Here is a 19680-nt window from a genome sequence, read left to right as displayed (position 1 = left end):
CAAAGATTCCTGTGGGCATTCCTACCGCTACGGGCTATACTATCGTCTCTTGATCAGTCACTTTCTTCAAACAACTGCTTCACAGTCCCGTAGCATAACTATACATTATGAAACAAACTTGATCGAAGGGTATGAAGAAAAGAGCAAACAGTGTAGCAGTAGAATTAATAAAAGGGGCCGTTGCCGGAGCGATATCTGTGTGGGCAATGGACCGCATCACGTGGTACCTGTACCGAAACGAAGACCGCAAGGCATTTCTGAGGGAAAAAGAGGCGCAGGTAGATGGCAAGTATGTCTCGGAGGTAGCCGTTGATAAAATTTTGAATGCCACGGGGAAAGAACTAACGCACAAGCAGTATGAAGCTGCCGCACAGGGCGTGCACTACTTTTTGGGAATAGCGCCTGCCATGCTTTATGCCGTTATGCGGCACAGGGTGAAGAACCTGGACACTGCCGGAGGGTCTCTGTTTGGCTTTGGTTTATTTGTGGTGATGGACGAGATTGTTGGACCTGCAGCGGGTCTGGCCTCCGGCCCAATGGCATACCCCTGGCAAGCACATGCAAGGGGTTTGGCCGGTCATTTAGCGGTTGGCGTCGTAACTGATGGCGTGCTGAAAGTGCTGGATGGTGCTTTGCCCAAATAAGCTGCTTACAATTATAACTTGTTTTTAAACCGATTAGTCTGAACTTCCTATGGATAGCATTGCAGGTTGCCTCCTGAAAGGAGCATTGGCCGGAGCTGTTGGGGTATGGCTGATGGACAGGTTCACCTGGTACTGGTACAGTCACGCGTCTACAGCTACTTTGGTACAGGAGCGGACTGCACAGAAAGGCGGAAGGTATGCACCAAACGCTGCGGGAAAGCACCTAACGGATGCTATGCAAATTAATCTGACGCAGAAGCAGCAGTACAAGGTTGGCAGGAGCATTCATTATTTAATGGGAGTTGCGCCGGGAGCACTGTACGCCTTAGGGAGGCACCGCCTGGAAAGGTTTGGGTTTTGGCGAGGGCCACTTTACGGTATAGGCCTGTTCATTGTTTTTGATGAGGTAGTGGTGCCAGGGCTTGGCTATGCCTCGGGACCGTTTGCGTATCCATGGCAGGCACATGCCAGAGGTTTTTTTGCCCACCTGATACTGGGCACCACGACAGACAAAGTCATTGACTTATTGGATGAAATAGGGTCAGCAAAGCAAGTATAAAGTTTTTAAAAGATGGCAGAGGCATTAACTAAAATACGATTCCGCCTGAGCAAATTATTGGTATAACCTGTACTTTACCTTCAAGTTCGTGAGGGATTACTGACCTGTAAATCAGAACGCCTTAACAGTATATACTGTTGAGGCGTTCTGATTTAGGACGTATGATTTACTTGCTTACACGGAATTTCGTCCAGTACGTGGTGTCGCTGGTTTTGACCTCGATTAAATAGACATCGGGCTTCAGTTTGCCCAATTGGTAGCGCCAGGAATTGCGGTTGCCTTCCACGCTAACAGGCTTTTGGTATACCAGCTTTCCAGCAGTGTTAGTAATATTCAATACAGCGTTTTCTTCCAGTTGCTGTGTGAAATCAAGCTGAAAAGTGCCTTTTTTTGTGGGGCTAAGGTTGATGCCGGAAAGTGTTTCCGTGTTTTCCTCAGGGATATCGGCACTAACTAAAATGTGCTCCTTTTGCTGGCTCGGTAAGGCTGTTGTCTGGGCAAAGGTTGCAGTGGCAAAGGCTAGCATGGCGGTGGCCATGGCGATGGTTTGCTTTCTCTTCATCTCTTATCTCCTTTAGTTTTAGGGTGCATGTATGCCTGCTACTGCATTTTTGGGGCCAGTTTTTAATTTAATGTTTTTTTTGGAGTGAATTTGTTTCGCTGTTGAAGCAGAAGCCATACTTGCTGTTAACTTTCACGGCGGCTAACCAGTGTGGCTTGGGTTTGTACATGGCGCGGCCCTGCAGTACCCTATCGCCGAAAAAACTAAGTTTAAGGGGGTTGGTGGTTTGAATCAGGTCTGGCTGCAGACGATCGAGCAATTGGTGCAGTTGACTGTCGCCAAAGCCGTAGCCGGGGTCGTGTTGCCAGAACTGCTGCATTAACTCCTCAATTGTTTTAGCGCCTGCCTGCACAAAATGGAGCAGCGCCCGCTCATGTTCACTAAGCCCATCGGCGCAGTCGGGGAAGCGGCGGAGGTGCAACTGCAGCGCCTGCCGCATGTAGGGCAGCGCCAGGGTGGTTTGGTGCAGGTAAGCTTGCAATTCCAGCGGGTCGGGAGAAGTATAAAGCTGCCATAGTGCGCGCGCTTGTTTTAATTCTTCTGCCTGCAGCACCTGGCGCTCTTCCATCAGTTTCTGTAGTTTATCAGGGGGCAACAGGCCAACGTTTTCGCCGGGGGCTGGGGTGCAAACAGACACCACCCCGGCCTTGGGTGTTCCCACGAGCTGCAGCAGGTACAGCAGGTTTACCTGGCACATTAGGTCCGTGTCAAACCAAAGTATAATTTCAAAAAAGGCGCTACCGGTTGTTTTAAGTCGCTCCACCGTATCCAGCACCTTCTCCTGGTACGCATTTGCGGGCTCGCTGTAGGCTGATGTTATGTACGCCTGCCTTTGCTGCCAGAACTCGTGTTCGGGCAGGGTAGCGGTAACGGGCCCCTCTGAAAGCACCTCACGCCACACCAGCACCTGGCCTGGCAAATCGGCTTTTTCAAAGGCAGCAACAGAGGCGTCACCGTTCAGGATATGAAGTGTAGGCAGTTTTTTCATCGGCACTCGTTGTTATACTTTAAAAAGTAAAAGGCAGCTGTCCTGTTTACGCGACAACTGCCTTTTCTAAAGCTATTTAATTTCTAAACGAAGTTATCTGTTTTTAAGTCTGTAAGCCACCACGCGGTTATCGTTGAAGGTAGGCACCAGCAACAGGCCGGGGCGTTCGGCATAACTAATATCAGCCGAGTTTATTTTCTGTTCAGAGGTATTGAGCAGGCTCCACTTTTTCGCTTTTTCATCGATATAGAAAATCTCCCCGCTCCAGCTCGATATCAAATAGCCACCGCCGGGCACAGCCGCAATGCCATCCGCCGACGGAATGCCCTCTACCCACTCCGTGAATTTCTTTGTTTCAGGGTCCACCAGCTTCACGTCTCCATTGCCGGAAAACGCAACGATCATGCGGTTGCCGTCCACAAAAATGCCGTTTGGCCTGCTTATTTTAGTGTCCTCAACCCAAGGTGTGATGCGGCCGTTGCGCAGTACGTAAATGCGCTTTTCCTCCGTATCCGTTATATACACATTGCCCCTGTTGTCCACGGCCACATCGTTCAGCATTCTGGCATTGTCAGCCTTGTAGCGGCCCAGAACCGAGCCAGATTGCGTGGAGACAGCCACCACCTCGTCAATATCGGCCACATAGAGCACGTTGTTGTGCAGGGCCATTCCCAGCGGGTCGTTCAGGCCAGACACCCAATAAAGCTCCTGTATTTCCCCTTCCGGACTAAGCTTCGAAATAAAACCGTCGCCGTCTTTCTGAGGGCGGGATGTTTTGTTGATGTTACTCACATAGATTACGTCTCGCTGCGGATCGTATTGCGCTGATTCCGGGGTTCTGAGGGTGTTGTCTGTTGCCCAGGCCTGCTCTAACGCTACCGGGGCTTTGGCTGAGAATACGCCGCCACCGCCGCAACTGCTGAATCCAACTGCTAAAAGTGCCGCGCAAAAACCTGTAAGTATATTCCTGTTCATGTATAGTGTTTTTGTTTATTATGCTTACGCGTCAGGGCGCCTGCCGTTCCGTTTATCTGGTCGGATCGGTGTACAGGCCCATTTTCTGCAGTGTTTTCAACCTGGATAGCTTCCCTGTGGTTGTTTGTGAAAAAGCCGGCGCATAGTATACTTCCTTTGGGATCTCAAACTTTCTGAGCAGGTCGCGCATGCGCTCGAACAACTCCTGTTCCTGCGCCGGCGGCAGTGGTGCGCCTTCCACTAAAAGCACAATCTTGTCGCCCAGTACCTCGTCGGGTTGCGGGGCAATAAAGAAACGGGGCGGGTTTTCCATGCCGATCATGGCTTTTGAAATCGCCAGTTCCACCGTCTCCACCTGCACCTTCACGCCACCCGTGTTGATGGTGTTGTCGGCACGGCCCAGCCAGCGGAAACGGGTAGGGGTGAGCAACTCCACAATGTCGTTTGTCACCAGCAGTTCATTGTTGGTGATGTCTCCCTTGATAGTCAGGCAGCCGCGCTTGTCCAGCCCTACCGTTATATCGTCCAGTACGTTGTAATAGGCGGCGGCATCGGGGCCGTTAAGCTTGCGCAGCGCAATGTGCGAGGCTGTTTCGGTCATGCCGTAGGTATGGAAAATAGGCGCTGACACCTGCTGCAACTCCCGCTCCTGTGTGGGTGTAAGCGGGGCGCCGCCCACCAGTATCCCTTTCATGCTGTTCAGTTGCTCCAGGCGCTCCGGTGTTTCGCTCAGAATGGCGTGCAGCTGCATCGGCACAAAAGAGGCAAAAGCTATATTCTCCTCCGGGCTCACCAGCGTAAGCGGGTTGCTGATGGGCTCCACGATAATGATCTGAAGGTTAGCCAGAAACCCGCGCACCAGCATCATCATGCCGGCAATGTATTCGGTGTTGAGGCATATGAACGTACAGTCGCCAGCCTTTAAGTTCAGCGTCTTAACGGTGCGGCGGGCACTTGTTTCGAGTTGCTTTCGGGTAAGTATAATGGTTTTGGGTACGCCCGTGGAGCCGGATGTCTGGATAGGAAACTCCTGCACACCGTTTAGCCAGCTGCGGCAAAACTCCAGCGTTTTGCTCTCATACCCATTCAGCGGTATGCTGTTGCGGAAGGAGTAATCTGCTATTTCATCATAGTAAAACTTGTTGCCGTTAAGGGTCAGGTACTGTTCAGCCATATGCAAGTATAAGTTAACATGTCGCAGCCTTGGTAGCCGGAAATGCAGGAGTGTTCGATTAAAGTTTGTTATACATCAAGTACCTACGTTCTGCTGCAAAAATCGGAGCAAAGCGGCAGTATAACAAACGGTTTTTTAAATGATTAATGAATAATGGATAATGAGGAATGGATAATGAGGAATAGGCTGGTTGGTGCTTTACAAGTATGGTGATGGGGAAAGCGTAAACTCCAGCTATTGTCATTTCGAACGCAGTGATAAGTCTAGCTGGAATTCTGTATAGATTTCTCAAAGCTACGCTCGCTCTCTTCGGCTCGCGCCTCAAGAGTGTTCGAAATGACAATAGCGGTAAGTGAGTGTACTTGAAACAGTTGCTGCAGTTGGAACAATCAATAACCTGCTTCAAAATCCCTCATTCCCTATTTCTCCATCTAATAAAGCCAATCGCGTTTTGGCTTTCGGATAAGGCGGTCTACGGAGAAGCGGCCGGAGCCAAAAATCAGGAAGAAAATCAGGAGCGCCAGCACGATAATAGAGGACCACAGTTCAGTGTTTTCAGAGTAGAAGCCGCGCTCCGGGTTGATGAAGAAAACGGCACCCAGCAAGATCGGGATCTGGAACAACGTCGCGACACGTGTGATCAGTCCCACTGCCACCAGCAGGCCGCCAAACAAATGCGCAAACGCAACATAATGTACCAGTCCCATAGATACCCATGGAAATTCACTTTTGCGGAGAATAGCCTGTAGGGCCGCCGTATCCTGGATAAATATAAAACCTTTGGCAAACAAGAACACTCCCAGCGCCACGCGCAGGAAATCTATCCAGATCGGGTGGTGCTTATCCGCCCAGTGCTCAACGCGGTGCATGTCGTGTGTCAGGTTCATAGCATTAAAATTTAAGTAAGTAACTGATTTATACTTATTTAAACGATTTTAAGATAAAACCGGACAATAACTATGAGAAAGAATACAAGTCTATTCTAGATCACCCTGAGCTTAGAATTGATAGAAACACAAACCACACGTTTACAAGTGTTTGAGCGCGTAAGAAAGGTACATTATGCCTGATCCGGGGTGCGCTTCTGTCGCAGGACTTTGTTATCAACTGAATAGCGGCCGGGGCCAACGATCATAAAGAAAACCAGTAGCCCAAACACAAGAATGGACAGCAGGAGGGCACCGTTACCTTCAGTCGCGCCACGTTGCGGGTTCACGATAAGCATTGCTCCCAAAATAACAGGCATCTGGCAAAGTGCCGCCAGGCGGGTAAGGCAACCAAAAGCAAGCATCAAGCCGCCCACAATGTGCACGCCGCTCGTAATCATCGAGGCTTTTTTAAGGCTGATGAAGTCCTGGCTTTGGCTGAAGATGTAGAACACATCGCTGGAGTTTTCCAGAAACATAATGCCTTTCACAAACAGGAAAAGCCCAAGTATGATTCTTAGGCCGTCCATCCACAAGGGGTTGTTGGCACTGTTAATACGTTCGGAGGAGTGGCTGATTTCGTGTGAGAGGTTCATGGCACAGGAGGTTTAGGTAAAACATGCTGTTATATAAATATACGCTTATTGCCTGAACCACGGCCAATAAAAGTAACATAAGTTGTAGCAGGCCAGCCTGAAACGGACATGACGAAAAAAACGCCTGCCACTATTATGTATAGCAGCAGGCGTTTCCTTTTTTATACTTACCAATAAGTAATTTAGAGCCTGATTTTCCTCACCGCCTGGCGGTAAGCTTCGAAAGCCTCGGCGTTGGATGGGCTGTCCGTGAAAATCTCCAGAATGCCAGCCCCGGCCTTAGGAGCTAGAAATTGCGGCAAAACCTCTTCCAACGACTCCAGTGTCTCCACCGAGGTATAGTACATTCCAAAATCTTTGGCAGTGTTCTGTGCATCCAGATTTTGCTTTGTCTCGAAGTATGGCGCCAGTTCCGGCTGTTGTTTCGGTCCGTCAATTAACCGGAAAATGCCTCCGGCGTGGTTGTTGAGCAGCACGATCCGCAGGTTTGGCGGCAGGTAATTGTGCCACAAGCCGTTGCGGTCGTAGAAAAAGGCCAGGTCGCCGGTGAGCAGCGTGGTGATGCCGGCGCTGGTGAGAGCGCAGCCGACGGCGGTGCTGGTGCTGCCGTCGATGCCGCTGGTGCCCCGGTTGGCGTAAACCTCCACCTGTTGCTCGGGCTGCAAACCGACAAGGTTGGCGTAGCGCACGGCCATGGAATTTGCCAGGTGCAGGTTGCTGAGTTTGGGCAGTTGCTGCAGCAACCGCGCCACCAGCGGCAATTCGCTATAAGGGGCGCTTGCTGCGTAAGTCTTCAGGAATTCGCCGGCAGCCCTGTCGGCTCCTTTCCAGGCCTTCGAGAAGGTGGGGTCCACTTTAGTGCTCCCGGCCATACTTGCAAAAAAGCTTCGGGGGGAGCAGCGTATAATTTTGGTCAGCGCCTGAAAAGTGTCGGCCACCTGACCTGCAGGCTGCAGGTGCCACTGCGCCTTCGGCTTGTGCTGGCGCAGGTACAGTTTAAGTGCTTTGGAGATGATGGACTTGCCAAAGGTGATGAGCAGGTCCGGCTGCAGCTGTGCCAACTTTTCCTTTGATTCGTTCGCCAGAAAAACATCCTGATGGCGGATTACTCCCTCCAGTTCATGCACGTTGCTGATGCTGTCACCCACCACCACAGCACCGGTGGAGTCGGCGAAAGCGCGTAAACTTTGCAGCAGCGCCTCGTCCCGCTGCCCCTGTCCGGCCAGCACCAGCACCTTGTTATACTTGAGTATGCCCGACTGCAGCTTCAGGGCCTGCATCTGGCTCAGGTCAAACAGCGGCTGCTCCTCCTCAATAATTTTTACCTGCTTTTCAAACACCAGTTCCTCGCCGGGAGCAGGGTAGAAGGGCTCCCGCAGCGGCACGTTAATATGCACCGGGCCAGCCGGAAAAGCCTTGGCCGTGTTCAGCGCCTCCGATACCATCCGCTCACTGTGCCACACCGCGTCCGGGTGCGCAAAATCAACCGGGAAAGTATAGCTCTGTTTGATGTGCTGCCCGTACACGTTTTGCTGCCGGATCGTCTGCCCATCTAACTGGTCTATCCACTCAGGTGGGCGGTCGGCGGTAAGAAGGAGCAAGGGCACCTGCTGGAAAAAAGCCTCGGCTACGGCGGGGGCGTAGTTCAACGCCGCTGTGCCGGAGGTGCACACCAGCACCGTCGGCTTGCCTGTTGTCAGTGCCATGCCAAGTGCGATGAATGCCGCGGCGCGCTCGTCACTCACCGTGCGCACGGTAAGCTTGGGGTGGCGGGCAAACGCAATGGTCAGCGGGGCACACCGGGAGCCAGGCGACAGCACCACCTGCTCCACTCCCTTGCGGGCACAAATCTCGGCTATATTGACAACAGGTTGAAGAATCACTTTATGATTTTTGAATGCGTGAATAATTGAATGACTGAATTTATACGTGAATAGTTACTGATAATAGAATTCAATTATTCAAGAATCAGTTACTCAAAGTTTCCAACACTTGCCGCATGGTTTGCATTTTGTGCTGCGTTTCCTGCCACTCTTTCTGCGGGTCTGATTCGCCTGTTATGCCGGCACCGGCGTAAAGTATGGCCTCCTGATCCAGCAGTTCCATGCAGCGCAGGTTCACGAACAGGTGCGAGCCGGTTTCGCTGCCAACGGGCCCGAGGTAGCCGCTGTAGTAGCTGCGGTCGTAACCTTCGTGGGCAAGTATAAACTGGTGCGCAGGCTCCTTCGGCAGGCCGCATACCGCTGAGGTGGGGTGCAGCAACTGCAGCATGTCCGTTCCCAACGTGGGGAAATGCACCTCCTTCAGATCCACTTTGAAATCGGTGCGCAGGTGCATTAGGTTACCGGCAATAATGGTGCGGGGACCAACCTCAGTATATTCGCGCAGGCGCAGTTTCTTAAAGCAGCTCAGGATATAGCGCTCCACCATCGCCTGCTCCTCAATCTCTTTTTGCCGCCAGATGGCCTCACCCACTTTCTCGACGGCAGGCTGGGTTCCAGCTAATGCGATAGTATGAAACACCTGCTCCGCATTCACGCTCACCAAAACCTCCGGCGAGGCGCCCATCCAGGTGCCCACACCCGGTACAGAAACCAGCGAGACAAAAGCACGGGGATAGGCCTGTGCCATGGCCTCAAAGGCGGTTACCGGGCAAAAATTCTGCGGCAGTGCCTCCAGTTTGTTGCGCGAGAGCACCACCTTTTCCATTTCCTCCGCCTGAATCGCTTTCACTGCTTTGGCTACGGCCGAGGTAAAGCCCTGCTCTGTCTGGTAGTGCGCCTCCTGGGTTATACCGCCTCTGTGCCAGGTGTTAGGGTTTTCAGCATTCAGCAAAGTATGAAAATCGGCTGCAGTTGGGGGGGGCACATCGGCGGCAGTCTTCAGTTCGCCATCCACCAATTGCACATCGGCTTTGATGAAAATGTTCTGATGTTGGGCAGCTGTCTGGAAAGGGCAGAAGAGGAAGCCAAAGGGGCTGCGCTCCAGTTGCGGCTGTCCGGTGGTAAAGCCGTGAGTCAATTGCACACAAGCCTGTGTTTCTGGTGTGTTGGGCAGGCGCCAAACAGCCACCGCCTTTTCTCCGGCGATGGCTGCTCTAAAAAACTGTGCTACCCTATAAGTTCGGGTTTGTGTACCCATGGTGTCTTCTCCTGAGCCATGTTGGCTCCTGTTTTATTTTCTGTCGATTACGGCCACGGTCATACGGCTGATGCACAGGAGTTCTCCGGCTTCGTTCGTGATCTTTGTTTCCCATACCTGTGTGCTGCGGCCCACGTGAATTGGCGTAGCCTTGCCGTACACCCATCCTTCCTTCACGCTGCGCAGGTGGTTCGCGTTTATCTCTAAACCAACGCAGGCTTTTTTAGTTAAATCCACTTGCAATGCCGCCCCCATACTTGCCAGCGACTCCGCCAGCACCACTGAGGCGCCGCCGTGCAGCAGGCCCATGGGCTGGTGCGTGCGGTGGTCCACCGGCATGCGGCCGGCAAGGAAATCAGGGCCAGCCTCTAGTATTTCGATGCCCAGGTACTCGATCATGGTATTTTTACACCACTCATTTACCCGGTCTACCGTATCAGTATTTTTATCCATTCGGTGTGATGTCTTAACTTGCGCGCTGATTTACGTAGGAAAGCAAAAGTAGAAGAATTTTGAGTATTAAGAAAGTATACCTCATCCGCCACGGCCAGACCGACTATAACCTGCAGAGCATTGTGCAGGGCAGCGGCGTAAATTCCAGCCTCAACGCAGAGGGGCAACGGCAGGCATCCCTGTTTTTCGACAAGTATAAGGCCGTGGCCTTTGATAAAGTCTATACCTCCACGCTACAGCGCAGCATACAGTCGGTGCAAAAGTTCCTGGATCTGGGCTTGCCGCACGAGCAGCACGCCGGCCTGAACGAGATTAACTGGGGCACGCGCGAGGGCACCCGCATTACCCCCGAAGAAGATGCCTATTACTACAACATGCTGGAAACCTGGACCAAGGGCGGCACCGACCAGCCGATAGAGGGTGGGGAAAGTCCGCAGATGGTATCGGACCGGCAGCGTGTGTTTGTGGATCTGATGCTGAGCCGGCCGGAGGAGGAGACGATTCTGGTCTGCATGCACGGCCGCGCCATGCGTATTTTGCTCTGCCAGCTGCTGCGTTACCCCCTGCGCTGCATGGACAATTTCCGGCACGAGAACCTCTGCCTGTATGAGCTTGACTACACCGGAAGTATGTTTTCGGTGCGCAAATACTGTGATGTGGCGCACCTGCAGCCGGAAATGGTGCTGTAACACAGAACTAATCTCCGTTAACTTTATTAATTACACTCGATTTCGTAACTTGCCCAGTAACAGGTACGTGCAGACGCAGCACCATGCTAAAATTTGCTTTCACGCCATTACGCATCATTTGTGTGCCTGCATAGTTTGAATAAAAAGTTTTTACATCTATTTTTGGGCGGATATTACAAGACCTATTGGGCGAACAAACAACACGATATTTATGGCTGAAGTTATAAGAATGCCCAAGATGAGTGACACGATGACAGAGGGGGTGATTGCATCTTGGTTGAAAAAAGAGGGCGACAAAGTTAGCGCTGGCGATATACTGGCAGAAGTGGAGACCGACAAGGCCACCATGGAACTGGAATCGTACGAGGATGGCACACTGCTGTACATTGGTCCAAAGAAGGGAGATTCTGTACCGGTTGATTCCCTGATCGCCATTATCGGAAAAGAAGGCGAGGATATCTCAGGCTTGCTGAATGGGGCGAAGAACGGTGCTGAAAAGCCTGCCGCAACGGAAGAGAAGCCTGCAGCCAAAGAAGAAAAGAAAGAGGAAACAAAAGCCGTTGGTTCCAAAGAGGAGGCTCCTGCCAAGGTAGCCGATACAAGCAACATCAAGGCCAACGTGATCCGCATGCCCAAGATGAGCGACACCATGACAGAGGGTGTGCTTGTAAGCTGGCAGAAGAAACAAGGCGATAAAGTAAAATCAGGCGATATACTGGCAGAAGTGGAGACCGACAAGGCTACCATGGAACTGGAGTCGTACGAGGACGGAACGCTGTTATACCTGGGCGTTAACGAGGGTGATTCTGTAGCAGTGGATGCCATCATTGCCATCATTGGGGAGGAAGGCGCTGATTACAAAGCCCTGCTGAGCGGTGCCTCTTCTAACACGGAAGATCGGCAGGAGAACGCCAAAACGGATGAAGCCATAGAGGCAGGCGTAGACGCTGCCACATCTGATAAAGTAGAAGAAACAAAAGTGCCGGGTGCTGAAAGCACAGGGCATGCAGGTGGAGACACCAGGGCTGACGGTGGCCGTATAAAGGCTTCTCCACTGGCCAAGCGCGTGGCTCAGGAGAAAGGCTATAACCTGTCTCAGATCAAAGGATCGGGCGAGGGTGGTCGTATTGTGTTGCGCGATGTGGAAGAATTCACCCCATCTGCAGCACCACAGCAGGCGTCGGCGCCACAGGTTGCTTCGGCACCTGCCGCTGCCATACCGGGTGCACCAGCCGATGCCTACGAAGAAGTAGCAGTATCGCAGATGCGCAAAGTAATTGCCCGCCGTCTGGCCGAGAGCAAATTCTCTGCGCCGCACTTCTACCTGACCATGGAAATCGATATGGACAAAGCCATTGAGGCCCGCGCCAGCATCAACGAGGTTTCACCGGTGAAGGTATCGTTCAACGACTTAGTTATTAAGGCTGCGGCTGCGGCACTGCGCCAGCACCCAGCAGTAAACTCTTCGTGGCTGGGCGATAAGATTCGTTACAACAAGCACATTAACATCGGTGTGGCGGTAGCGGTAGAAGAAGGGCTACTGGTGCCGGTGGTACGCAATGCTGATTTCAAGTCACTTTCTGCCATCTCCGCAGAGGTGAAGGATCTGGGTGGCAAAGCCAAAACAAAGAAACTGCAGCCGTCGGATTGGGAAGGCAACACCTTCACCATCTCCAACCTGGGCATGTTCGGTATCGAAGAGTTCACAGCCATCATCAACCCACCAGATGCCTGTATCATGGCAGTTGGAGGCATCAAGCAGACACCGGTGGTGAAGAACGGTAATATCCAGATTGGCAACGTGATGAAGGTAACCCTGTCGTGCGACCACCGTGTAGTAGACGGCGCAGTAGGATCAGCCTTCCTGCAGACGTTCAAGAACCTGCTGGAAAACCCGGTAAGGATACTGGTTTAAAATAATGGTATGTACCCGCCTAAAAAGCCGCCCCTCCTGCAAAGGAGAGGCGGCTTTTTGCATACAGGAAAGTATGCTCCACACTGAAGACTCGTTTCTTAACATAAAGGAAATAGATTCGGGGGAACTAAAGTGCCGGGATGCAGTAAAAGCAAGGGTGCTATAGCCGTAACGTGTTGGTAGTGATGAAGGTGGATGGGTTGTAGTAAGCTGACGTGTAATTTCTTTTTTACTCATACTTATACCTCTCTTACGCATGAAAAAAAAATTACTCCCGCTTCGGCTGCTGAGTTTTCTGGTCTGTTTGTTCTTTTCTACGGCAGCAATGGCTCAGCAAGTATTCATCAACGAAATCCACTACGACAATGACGGTACAGATTCCGGCGAAGCCGTTGAAATTGCCGCTCCCAGCGGCACCGATCTGACTGGCTGGAGCCTTGTACTCTACAACGGTTCCAATAACGAAACTTACCAAACCATACCCTTAACTGGTGCGGTTCCGGCATCTTCCATCTCTTACGGGTTTTTATCAGTAAACACGCCAGGCATTCAGAATGGATCACCAGACGCCATTGCTTTGGTAAACGCAGCAGGCGAGGTGGTGCAGTTCCTGAGTTACGAGGGCACACTTACCGCAGTTAACGGGCCGGCCAGCGGCATGACGAGCGAGGATATCGGTGTGAGCGAAAGCAGTACAACGCCAGCCGGTTATTCCCTGCAACTGGGAAACATTGACGATGGGAACGCCTCTGCAGATTTCACTTGGCAGGAAGCAGCAACCAGCACTTTCGGCGAGATAAATAACAACCAGGTATTTCCGTTGGGTGGGGGCACTCCAGATCCGGAGCCTGAACCAGAGCCTGAACCTGAACCAGCCATCACGCTTGTTTTCATCAACGAGCTGCATTACGATAACGCCAGCACGGATACGGGAGAGGGCGTTGAGATTGCAGGTCTTGCCGGCACTAACCTGGAGGGTTGGCAGCTCGTGGGATATAATGGCAACGGCGGCGCCAACTACAGCACCACAAGCCTGAGTGGTGTTATTCCGAATCAGCAGTCAGGTTTCGGGACAGTATTTTTTCCAATTCCAGGATTGCAGAACGGTTCTCCGGACGGTATTGCGCTGGTAAATTCTGAGGGCCAGGTCGTGCAGTTTTTAAGCTATGAAGGAGCCTTTGCGGCTGTGGGAGGCCCTGCCGATGGCATGATGAGTGAAGACATCGGTGTGGCAGAGGCAGGCGATTCTCCTACCGGCTACTCGCTGCAACTGACTGGCTCAGGCTCATCTTATGATGCCTTTACCTGGGCTGCCAGCAGCACTGCTACTTATGACGAAGTAAACAATGGACAGACATTTCTGCCGCTTCAGGATGTGGTGTTCATCAACGAGCTGCATTATGATAATGACGGCGCAGATGCCGGTGAGGGAGTAGAAATAGCGGGCAATGCAGGCGCTGATTTAAGCGGCTGGCAGTTGGTACTCTACAACGGCAATGGCGGCACAGCTTACTCCGCCCTAGAACTTAGCGGTACCATTCCGAATCAGGATAATGGCTATGGCACTCTTTTCTTCGCAATTACCGGCTTGCAGAATGGCGCACCTGATGGTGTTGCCTTGATCAACCCAGATGGCGAAGTAGTACAGTTCCTTAGCTATGAGGGCTCTTTTACGGCAACCGATGGTCTTGCAGCAGGTGTGACCAGCGAAGATATCGGTGTAATGGAAAGCAGCTCCACACCGCTTAACTACTCGCTCCAGCTAACCGGTACCGGTACCAGCTATGCCGACTTTACCTGGGGTGGCCCGATTACAAGCACCTATAACCTGATCAACACTGGCCAAAGCTTTGGCGGCAGCACCCAGGAGCCAGAGCCGGAAGTACCGGTAGAGGGAAGTATAGCCGAAGCCAGAACATTGCCTGTTGGTACGGTCGTAACAGTAAGCGGTGTGTTAACGGCTACCAACCAGTTTGGCGGCCCGGCTTACCTGCAGGATGCCACGGCGGGTATCGCTGTGTTTGATCCGCAGGTGCATGGAGACGGAGCCTTTGCTATTGGCGATTCTATCCAGATCACGGCCTCTGTGGAGCTGTTCAACCAGATGCCGGAGTTAGTGAACATCACTTCCATCGAAAGTTTCGGACCGGCTACCACCACGCTGGCACCAATAACAACCACCATTGCAGACCTGAACCAGTATGAAGGCATGCTGGTAACCATACCTGGTATTTCATTTACGGACCCGGAAGGCCTGCTTTTCCCGGATAGCAACTATGAGATAACGGACGGCACAGGCACTGTAGCCCTCCGCATTGATGGCGATGTGGAAGACCTGGTAGGCCGCCTGAAGCCACAGGAGCCGGTAACCATAACGGGTATCGTGAGCAGCTTCAGGGGAAGCCTGCAGCTGTTGCCGCGCTTTATGGCTGATTTGCCAGGCACAGAAGCCTACGTGCAAGCCGGAAGCGATATTCCGGTTGCCCAGACGCTGGATGTGATGAGCTGGAACATGGAGTTCTTTGGCGCTACGCAAAAAGATTTCGGCCCGAACAATGAGTTGCTGCAGCTGCAGAATGCCGCTGAATTGCTCGATAGCATCCGTGCCGATATCATTGCAGTGCAGGAAGTTTCGGATGAGAACCAGCTGCAGCAACTCGTGGACATGCTTCCCGGTTACGCCCGGATCTGCTCTGATCGTTATTCCTATTCCTTCAATGGAGAAGATCCGAACTTCCCGGCGCAGAAGCTGTGCTTTATCTATAACACCGAGGTAGTGACTGTGGTGGATGAGCGTGTGCTGTTTGAGGAACTGTACGATGCCGCCCGCGCTGGTCAGACGGACCTGCTCAATAACTATCCGTCTGGCGAGGCATCCTCGTTCTGGTCGAGTGGCCGCCTGCCTTACATGGTTACGGTGGATGCGACGATCAACGGCGTGACGGAGCGTATCCAGCTCATCAACATCCACGCAAAATCAGGCTCGAACAACAACGACCTGGCCCGCCGTGCTTACGATGTGCAGGTGCTGAAAGACTCATTGGACACGCACTACGCCAACGCAAACCTCATACTTCTGGGTGATTACAACGATGACGTGGATGCCTCAATTGGCAGCGGCGAAACTGTATACCAGTTGTTTGTGCAGGATATAGATTACGATGTAGTGACTCTTTCGCTTAGCGAGGCGGGCCTGCGCTCTTACATCACACAGGAGAACGTAATCGACCACATCACCATCAGCGACGAGCTTTATGAGGAGTATATTGAAGGGTCAGAGCGACTTATAATTCCTTTCTCCTACATCGAGAATTACGGAAACACGACCTCTGACCACCTGCCGGTACTGGTGCGGTTTGAGTTAACGGCACCTGCGCCATTAGTAGTGGATGCCGGCACCAACCAGACCGTATACTTTGGCTATGCACCACAGGCTTGTGCTACGCTTACCGCCAGCACGCCGACTGATGGATCAGGCATGTATACCTACACCTGGAGCAACGGCCAGACCGGCCAGAGCATACAAGTATGCCCTGATGAAACCACAACCTACACGGTAACGGTAACAGACAGCAACGGACGCACGGGAACGGATGAAGTACAGGTTTGTGTGGTGAATGTTGTCTGCACGAAAAACGCACGCACTCCGATGGTGGAAATTTGCTTCAGACCTCCGGGACGCTCCATGGAAAGTGCACGCACGCTATGTGTGCCGGTACAGGCAGTGGAACCGATGCTGAAACTTGGCGCAACCCTTGGTAGCTGTGGTACAGTAGCCTGCGGCGAGGAAGCCGTGGAGCCGGCACCTTCTATGCCATTCTCAATAACTGTTTACCCGAACCCACTGAAGGACTTCGCTGAGGTGAAGATTGAAGGTATGGTGAATGGCGATGTGCAGGTAGTGCTTTATGACCACTTCAGCAATGAGGTACTGAGCAAGCAGATCAGCACTAAAGACGGCAGCTTTAAGCTCGACTTGAACAGCAACCGCCTGAAGGCAGGCCTGTATTACCTGAAGGTAATCAGCCAGAACAACAGCCAGACAGTTCGCATTATCAAGCAATAAAAGCTACTAATATAAAACAGAAAAGGCCCGGTTTTGCCGGGCCTTTTCTGTTTTGTAGATGAGTTTGGTTTCTTCTGACGCCGATCCGTCAATCAAGTAAATTTCAACCTGTATTTACCAATGTCATTTCGAGCAAGGCGAGAAATCTATCTGGAATCATGTAAAGATCTCTCCTTTCGTCGAAATGACAGGAAAGAGAAACAACTTATACAGCTAAAAAAACCCTTCATTCTTATTTGAAGCAAGTATCATTTGCTGTGCAAAGCAGCCAGGCGGATGGGAATCAAATTTGAATAGGATGTACATGCAAAAGGGGAAGTCAATTTGGCTTCCCCTTTTGCATGTACTGCAAGTATAAACTAGCTGCCAGTTTGCTGTGTCGTCACCAGTTTCACAGCACGGAACAAGCCATCTGCCGCCTGCAGGATCTTTGCTCTTAGCTTTGGGTTGTAGTCGGGGTTTGCTGTGAGAAAATCGCGCACTACCTTGGCTGCCTCTGGCGACTGGTAAGAGCCGAGGGTGGCGCTGAGCCAATTAAAAGGAAAGAATATATCGCCTGTCTGCTGAATCTCCTCCAGCAGTTCCAGGCTCTTGGGTAGGTATTTTCCCGAAGCCTGTGCACGCAGTGGGTGATGCAGATAGCCCAAAGCTGAGGCAACCCAAGATTCTTTCTCGCGGTTTTCGGCATCAGCTAAAGAGGCAAAAAAGGCATCCCGCTCCTGTACCTTAGAAGACAAAGCCGGCATCATAAACTCCAGCCGCTTTTTCCGGTCGGGGTTCTGGATGCGGGCTAATTGCTGCTGCAGGATATCGCTACGGTAATCGCGAACGGCCAGCGCAAGGGCCAGCGAGGTATAATCATCCTCATTCAGCTTTACACCGGCAGGGGCTTTCTGCTCCTTCCAGATGGTGTACAGCCTGTCCTGTGCCTGCTGCGTGAGAGTTATACTTTGGTAGGTTTTAAAGAGCAGCTTTTTCACGTTGGCAGCCTGTTGCTGCTGCATAGCTTGCCACAAGCTTTGCTCCAGTTCAGCGGCATACGCCTGGCGCTGAGTCGGCGTGAGCAACTGCCAGAAGATGTCGCCCACTTGGCCGGTGATGAGCTTGATGTTCAGCTCTTCCTGCTCCTTTGTGAGGCCCTGCTGGTAAAAGGCTAGCAGTTCGGTAGGGCTGATCTCGCGCCCGTTCAGCATGTTCTCGTACAGGTTGATGTAGGCCGAGGCGCGCTGCACCGGATTCTCCAGTTTGTACAGGTGCTGCAGCATATCGTCCTCTACCGGAAACACGCCGTAGCCTTGGCCTGAGGAGTTGAAAAGTATATACAGCGGCACTTCCTTGCCCACGGCTTCCGGCACGGCCACTTCGCTTTTGGTCATGTCCACCGTCAGTTCCTCCACTCGGTTCGGGTAAACAAGCGCTACCTCGAAGAACTGTGGCCATATTCTGTCTGATCCATCTTCGCCTCGCTGCTTTACCGTCAGTGCCTTTATTTTTCCATTGTCGGTTTCAAGGTTGTGGCTGATTATCGGGCGGCCCGGCTCGTTAACCCACACCTGGTTCCACTGCTGCAGGTCAGCGGGGGTGCGGGCATCCAGAATTTTGATTAGGTCGGGCCAGGTGGCGTTTTGGAAGGCGTAAGTTTTCAGGTACTCCTGCAGGCCCTTTTTAAATTCTGCTTCGCCCATCAATCGCTCTAACTGGCGCATCATAATCGGGGCTTTGTGGTAGATGATGCTGCCGTAAAGCGAGCCGGCATTGTTCAGGTTGTCGAGCGGCTGCCGGATAGGATTGGCCCCGGTGGTGCGGTCGATGCTGTAGGCGGCCGGGAAATGATCGACCAGAAACTTCATGTCAAAATTGGAATCCTCGAGGGCCACCTGCGTGATTTTGTCGGCCATAAAGTTGGCAAATACTTCCTTCATCCACACATCGTTAAACCACTGCATCGTTACCAAATCCCCAAACCACATGTGGGCCGTTTCATGCGCAATCAGGTTGGAGCGGGAGATTTTCTGGTCTTTGGTTGCGCCCTCATCCAGGAATAAACTAGAGGCTTTATACTGTATTGCTCCCACATGTTCCATGCCGCCATACTGGAAATCGGGAATTGCCACAAAGTCAAACTTCTGAAACGGGTACGGAATCTGGGTATAATCTTCCAGGAAGGTGAGGGCCTCCTGGTGGATGTTGAAGATCGGGTCCAGGCTTTCCTTTATTTTAGAGGTATCGGTTTCGCGGTGGTAAAAGTGCATGGTCGTCCCTTTCATGTCGCGCTGCAGGTGCTTGAACTCGCCTGCAGCAAAAGAGAAAAGGTAAGTAGGAATGGTGTCGGACGTGGCAAATGTATAGGTCTTGGCTTGCCCCGACACTGTTGAATCCTGCAAAATTCCATTCGCTAGCGCGTTCCATTCCCTTGGCATTGTCAGCGAAAGTTTGAAGGTGGCCTTCAGGTTAGGCTGGTCGAACACAGGCAGCACGGTGCGGGCACGGTCGGGCACGAGCAGCGTGTAGAGGTAATCGGGGTTGCGGTTCAGCGATAGGTCGCCGGCAATAAACTCCACCTTTACCTCATTTTCTCCTTTCTTCAGGTGCTCTGCAGGAAGCACAATATGCTCCTGGTTTATACTTGCCGCTATCTTTTTGCCGTTCACCCATACTTGTTTCAGATGATCGGGCTGCTCTTTAAAGTCGAGCTGCAGCGGCTGGCTGTTGTCTGACAGCCGGAATGTAATGGTTTCGTTTCCTAGGATCGGCTCCTGTTTCGATGCAGGAATAGTCAAGCTGATGTTGTAGGCGATCTGGCTAAGCACCTGCTTGCGATACGTGGCCAGCTCCGCAGATACACCGGCTTCAACAGGCAAAGCGGAGTTGGATGTTGCTGTCGGTTTGCTGCACGAGCCAAGGCTGCCAGCGCCCAGCAAGGCGATGCTGGCTATAAGTAAGTGTCTTTTTGTCTTTTTCATACTTCTCAAATATACGCATAAGCCGACGA

At 52.1% G+C, this 19680-nt stretch carries 15 protein-coding genes; 5 read left to right on the top strand and 10 right to left on the bottom strand.

Annotated elements, in window-relative coordinates; translation table 11 throughout:
• Window positions 1–131 precede the first annotated feature (131 nt).
• Entirely contained in the window at window positions 132–644 is a 513-nt protein-coding gene (locus A0W33_RS01480) for a DUF1440 domain-containing protein (protein ID WP_068836523.1), read from the top strand.
• A 49-nt stretch (window positions 645–693) separates the two neighbouring features.
• Window positions 694–1203 carry a DUF1440 domain-containing protein gene (locus tag A0W33_RS01475; protein ID WP_068836522.1) on the top strand — a complete coding sequence of 170 codons (510 nt, stop codon included), beginning with the start codon at window positions 694–696 and terminating at the stop codon, window positions 1201–1203.
• 166 nt (window positions 1204–1369) lie between these two features.
• Here A0W33_RS01475 and A0W33_RS01470 read toward each other — a convergent pair whose 3' ends face one another.
• The 9 genes from A0W33_RS01470 to A0W33_RS01430 form a co-directional block, all read right to left on the bottom strand.
• On the bottom strand, window positions 1370–1765 hold the full coding sequence (locus A0W33_RS01470; RefSeq protein WP_068836521.1) for a T9SS type A sorting domain-containing protein: 396 nt from the start codon (window positions 1763–1765) through the stop codon (window positions 1370–1372).
• A 67-nt stretch (window positions 1766–1832) separates the two neighbouring features.
• Window positions 1833–2753 carry a DUF1835 domain-containing protein gene (locus A0W33_RS01465; RefSeq protein WP_068836520.1) on the bottom strand — a complete coding sequence of 307 codons (921 nt, stop codon included), beginning with the start codon at window positions 2751–2753 and terminating at the stop codon, window positions 1833–1835.
• A gap of 93 nt (window positions 2754–2846) precedes the next feature.
• Window positions 2847–3728 (bottom strand): SMP-30/gluconolactonase/LRE family protein, encoded by an 882-nt coding sequence (locus A0W33_RS01460; RefSeq protein WP_068836519.1) that lies wholly within the window; start codon window positions 3726–3728, stop codon window positions 2847–2849.
• A 52-nt stretch (window positions 3729–3780) separates the two neighbouring features.
• On the bottom strand, window positions 3781–4902 hold the full coding sequence (locus A0W33_RS01455) for an AMP-binding protein (protein ID WP_068836518.1): 1122 nt from the start codon (window positions 4900–4902) through the stop codon (window positions 3781–3783).
• Window positions 4903–5333: 431 nt separating this feature from the next.
• Window positions 5334–5789, bottom strand: coding sequence for a DoxX family protein (locus tag A0W33_RS01450; protein WP_068836517.1), 456 nt, complete (start codon window positions 5787–5789; stop codon window positions 5334–5336).
• 173 nt (window positions 5790–5962) lie between these two features.
• Window positions 5963–6424, bottom strand: a complete 462-nt coding sequence (locus tag A0W33_RS01445) for a DoxX family protein (RefSeq protein ID WP_068836516.1) — start codon at window positions 6422–6424, stop codon at window positions 5963–5965.
• Window positions 6425–6606: 182 nt separating this feature from the next.
• Entirely contained in the window at window positions 6607–8307 is a 1701-nt protein-coding gene (gene menD / locus A0W33_RS01440; RefSeq protein WP_068836515.1) for a 2-succinyl-5-enolpyruvyl-6-hydroxy-3-cyclohexene-1-carboxylic-acid synthase, read from the bottom strand.
• Between the two features lie 85 nt (window positions 8308–8392).
• Window positions 8393–9565, bottom strand: coding sequence for a chorismate-binding protein (locus tag A0W33_RS01435; RefSeq protein ID WP_068836514.1), 1173 nt, complete (start codon window positions 9563–9565; stop codon window positions 8393–8395).
• A gap of 33 nt (window positions 9566–9598) precedes the next feature.
• A complete protein-coding gene (locus A0W33_RS01430) occupies window positions 9599–10018 on the bottom strand; it encodes a hotdog fold thioesterase (protein WP_068836513.1) in 420 nt (139 codons plus the stop codon).
• Window positions 10019–10077: 59 nt separating this feature from the next.
• On the opposite strand from A0W33_RS01430, the gene A0W33_RS01425 reads away from it, so the two are divergent.
• The 3 genes from A0W33_RS01425 to A0W33_RS01415 all read left to right on the top strand — a co-directional run bounded on the left by A0W33_RS01425 (window position 10078) and on the right by A0W33_RS01415 (window position 16688).
• A complete protein-coding gene (locus A0W33_RS01425) occupies window positions 10078–10707 on the top strand; it encodes a histidine phosphatase family protein (RefSeq protein ID WP_068836512.1) in 630 nt (209 codons plus the stop codon).
• Between the two features lie 211 nt (window positions 10708–10918).
• The gene (locus A0W33_RS01420; protein WP_068836511.1) at window positions 10919–12622 is read left to right on the top strand and encodes a pyruvate dehydrogenase complex dihydrolipoamide acetyltransferase; all 1704 of its coding nucleotides are present in this window, start codon (window positions 10919–10921) and stop codon (window positions 12620–12622) included.
• A gap of 256 nt (window positions 12623–12878) precedes the next feature.
• Entirely contained in the window at window positions 12879–16688 is a 3810-nt protein-coding gene (locus A0W33_RS01415; RefSeq protein ID WP_068836510.1) for a DUF5689 domain-containing protein, read from the top strand.
• A gap of 359 nt (window positions 16689–17047) precedes the next feature.
• Here A0W33_RS01415 and A0W33_RS01410 read toward each other — a convergent pair whose 3' ends face one another.
• On the bottom strand, window positions 17048–19651 hold the full coding sequence (locus tag A0W33_RS01410; protein WP_068836509.1) for a M1 family metallopeptidase: 2604 nt from the start codon (window positions 19649–19651) through the stop codon (window positions 17048–17050).
• Window positions 19652–19680: the final 29 nt, after the last annotated feature.

The organism is Pontibacter akesuensis (assembly GCF_001611675.1).
In the GTDB taxonomy this organism is placed as follows: domain Bacteria; phylum Bacteroidota; class Bacteroidia; order Cytophagales; family Hymenobacteraceae; genus Pontibacter; species Pontibacter akesuensis.
This window is presented reverse-complemented; position numbering and strand designations above follow the sequence as displayed.